Consider the following 361-nt stretch of genomic DNA (forward strand, 5'->3'; position numbering starts at 1 on the left):
GCGCCTGCCGGCGGTGCCAGCGCCTGGGTGGCGCCCAATGTCATCGTCTCCATCGATGACTCGGCCGCCATGCAGCGCCGCATGGGCAGCGCTGAGCCCGGTGTGGCCAGCATCACCGCGCCGGATGGCGACGGCCGCTGGGATGCGCGGGCACAGCGCATCGCCGTGCTGCGCCATGCGCTCAAGGATGTGCTGGGCGATGGGCAGCAGCTGCCCGATGGCGCCATTCGCCTGGCCTGGCAGGCGATGTGGAACCATGGCGCTGCGCCTGGTGGCGGGCCCGGTGGCATGGTACAAGGCCAGCGGCGCAGGCCCGGGGCCAGCACGGTCAACAGCCCGCGTTTGGCCAGCAACGGCATGC

At 72.3% G+C, this 361-nt stretch carries 1 protein-coding gene; it reads left to right on the forward strand.

The window, feature by feature from the left end:
• The coding region (locus H928_RS32380; RefSeq protein WP_158400534.1) for a hypothetical protein at positions 1-361 on the forward strand (361 nt) is incomplete at both ends.

The organism is Comamonas sp. B-9, from assembly GCF_000410635.1.
Lineage (GTDB): Bacteria > Pseudomonadota > Gammaproteobacteria > Burkholderiales > Burkholderiaceae_C > Comamonas.